Consider the following 2,760-nt stretch of genomic DNA (forward strand, 5'->3'; position numbering starts at 1 on the left):
TGCCTTCAATAAAACAGCTTTTGCTGCGTATGCATACCAATTTAACGCGAGCCGATGGCGGCTTTAATATTCATTTAAAGCGCTGCTACTTAAATACCTTTAGTGATTTTTCGCTCGAAAACATTAATCAGGATGAATATTTAACTAATTGTTATAACACTCATTTTAATAGTGCCAATAGTTATTTTGCTGACCGGCCTAATGATTTTTTGACCATTGATATAGCAAATCCCGAGAGCTTTAATAAGCTATGTGAGTTTTTAAATATTACCAGCACCTTAGCTGGCTTTGAAAAAATGAACATGGGCGGTAAAGTCACTGCATGGAACGATATAAAGCACCCATTAAAAATTGAGTCGACGGCGAAAGGGCGAATTGATAAGTTTTTGCCTTATGAAAGTTAATTTTAAATCGCAACCAAAGATTTTTATTTTTAAATACGCTAAAATCCACGCATTATTTTATAAGTTGTATCCCTATGTTTGAATTAAAATACCACACGCCATTTGAATGGACCGAAGTTGTTTTAGCTGACTTCGAAACCTTCTTACAAGACCACGCTGCTGCTGAGAAAAAAGCATCTGGCATGGCTATGTCAATGCTTTCACATTATCCGGATAAGCGTAAATTAGTTAAAGCCATGACTGACTTAGCTCTTGAAGAGTTAATTCATTTTAAACAAGTGCTTAAACTATTAATTGAACGCGATACTAATTTGGGTGATGATAAAAAAGATCCATACATTAAACAAATTCGTGCACACTTTAGGCATGGTCGTGACGGTTTTTTAATGGACAGACTATTAGTAGGTGGGGTAATTGAGGCGAGGGGACATGAACGTTTTTCTTTAGTTGCCGAGGCACTACCTGAAGGAAAAGAAAAAGATTTTTATGTCGCAATTGCTAAATCAGAAGAAAAACATAAAAATTTATTTGTGGAACTCGCCTACGAATACTTTGATAAGCAAGAAGTTGACGAACGCTTAGACGAGTTACTAACAATAGAAGCCGAAATTTGTAAAAATATTCCTTTTACAGCGGCTCTCCATTAAAAATTACGGTATGTTGTTTTAAAAGCAAAAGCAACATACCAACTTTTCAAGTTATAACTGCTCCCTTCATACTAATTAAACAATCAAATAAACCCTAAGTAGATCAACTTTACTGCGCTTACTTTACACAGCCTACTCATAAACAGCTATTATGAATTATTAAAGTTTAGCTTATCGAAGGATGTGAACCGATGCAGCCAATTAAACACATTGCCGTATTAACCTCAGGGGGCGATGCGCCTGGGATGAACACCGCATTATTTGCCATAGTAAAAACCGCTCAACAACACGGAATAAAAGTGTCGGGCGTTCGAAAAGGGTTTGAGGGTTTAATTGATAATGATTTAGTGTCACTTGATTTCAAAAACCTACAACAAACCATGCACTTAGGTGGTACTGTGTTAAAAACAGCGCGTAGTGAAAGATTTAGAGGTGATGCCGGTAGAAATCAAGCACTAGCCACAATTGAACATAATAATATTGACGCTTTAATTGTGATAGGTGGAGATGGCTCCTTTAGAGGGTGTTTATGGTTATCACAAATTACTGACATACCGTATATAGGCATTCCAGGCACTATTGATAATGATATTGCGGGTACAGATTACACCTTAGGGTTTGATACCGCAGTAAACACATCAATGCAATGTATTGATAATATTAGAGATACTGCAGAATCACATAATAGGGTGTTTGTTATTGAAGTAATGGGACGTGATTCTGGTTATATTGGCACTTATGCCGGTTTAACCTCTGGCGCCGATTCGATATTAATACCTGAAAGTGATGAAGACATAACTTATTTAGTGGATAAAATTAGCGATTATCACAGTGAGCATGCTTTTATTGTGGTGGTATCTGAAGGTGATGAAATTGGCGTTGAACATATATGTGAGAAAATAAGTGCCGTTAATCCCAGTATAGATTTGCGCGTAACTAAGCTAGGGCACTTACAACGCGGCGGTAATCCATCTGCAGCGGATCGTATGTTAGCAATAAGATTAGGCGTACACAGTGTTAAGGCTTTATGTGCTGGAGAAAGCGCTAAAATGGTGGGTATTTTAAATAACAAAGTATCAAATACTCCTATGCAAGATGTTGTAAAACAACATGTTATAAATGAAGAGCTGCAAGGGCTGTTATCTGTATTTTGCCGCTAACGACTAATTAAAGAGGAATAATGACCAATGCGAGATAATAAAAACTCTAAAATGACGATTATTAAAGGTATTACAATAAGTTTTTTATTTGCCGGTTCAACAGTCGTATTGGCCAAAGATGATTGTGCAGATTTAACGGGGTGTGCGAAAAAAGCCTGTGAAGTTAACCACCAGTTATTAACTGCAAAACGCCAAGGTAATTCACACCAAGTTGCAGGTCTTAATAAAGCACTCAATAATATAAACGCATATTGTACTCATGATGGATTAAAAGCAGAGTTGCAACAAAAAATAGATGATACCAATAGCGAAATTGAAGAATATAAAACCGATCTTAAAAAAGCTAAGCGCCAAGGTAAGCATGACAAAGTTGAAAAGTATCAGCAAAAGCTAAACGACAAAACTAAACAGCTTAAGCAATTAATTGATGAGCTAAATAGTTTGATTAATTAAAATGTCATTACAGCGTTTTTATATTTAATAAAGTAGAGCATATTACTATAAATAAATAATGTGCGAATAAAAGGGCTAAAATACCATGTTTATAAG

The 2,760-nt window shown here is 35.8% G+C and carries 4 protein-coding genes; all 4 read left to right on the forward strand.

Annotated elements, in window-relative coordinates; translation table 11 throughout:
• On the forward strand, positions 1-404 hold a 404-nt coding region (locus QL984_RS18340), incomplete at its 5' end, for a sulfotransferase (RefSeq protein WP_356947854.1).
• 74 nt (positions 405-478) lie between these two features.
• Complete coding sequence (locus QL984_RS18345) at positions 479-1,051, forward strand: tRNA-(ms[2]io[6]A)-hydroxylase (protein WP_013464932.1); 573 nt, start codon at positions 479-481, stop codon at positions 1,049-1,051.
• A gap of 191 nt (positions 1,052-1,242) precedes the next feature.
• Positions 1,243-2,211 (forward strand): ATP-dependent 6-phosphofructokinase, encoded by a 969-nt coding sequence (locus QL984_RS18350; RefSeq protein ID WP_290173228.1) that lies wholly within the window; start codon positions 1,243-1,245, stop codon positions 2,209-2,211.
• Between the two features lie 27 nt (positions 2,212-2,238).
• Positions 2,239-2,664, forward strand: a complete 426-nt coding sequence (locus tag QL984_RS18355; RefSeq protein ID WP_290173230.1) for a DUF1090 domain-containing protein — start codon at positions 2,239-2,241, stop codon at positions 2,662-2,664.
• Positions 2,665-2,760: the final 96 nt, after the last annotated feature.

The sequence above is a fragment of the Pseudoalteromonas sp. APC 3495 genome, assembly GCF_030407645.1.
Taxonomy (GTDB): domain Bacteria; phylum Pseudomonadota; class Gammaproteobacteria; order Enterobacterales; family Alteromonadaceae; genus Pseudoalteromonas; species Pseudoalteromonas tetraodonis.

Bases quoted from the DNA above. Each gene is read 5' to 3' on its own strand.
- QL984_RS18345 (WP_013464932.1), top strand. From the start codon at position 479: ATGTTTGAATTAAAATACCACACGCCATTTGAATGGACCGAAGTTGTT.
- QL984_RS18350 (WP_290173228.1), top strand. From the start codon at position 1,243: ATGCAGCCAATTAAACACATTGCCGTATTAACCTCAGGGGGCGATGCG.
- QL984_RS18355 (WP_290173230.1), top strand. From the start codon at position 2,239: ATGCGAGATAATAAAAACTCTAAAATGACGATTATTAAAGGTATTACA.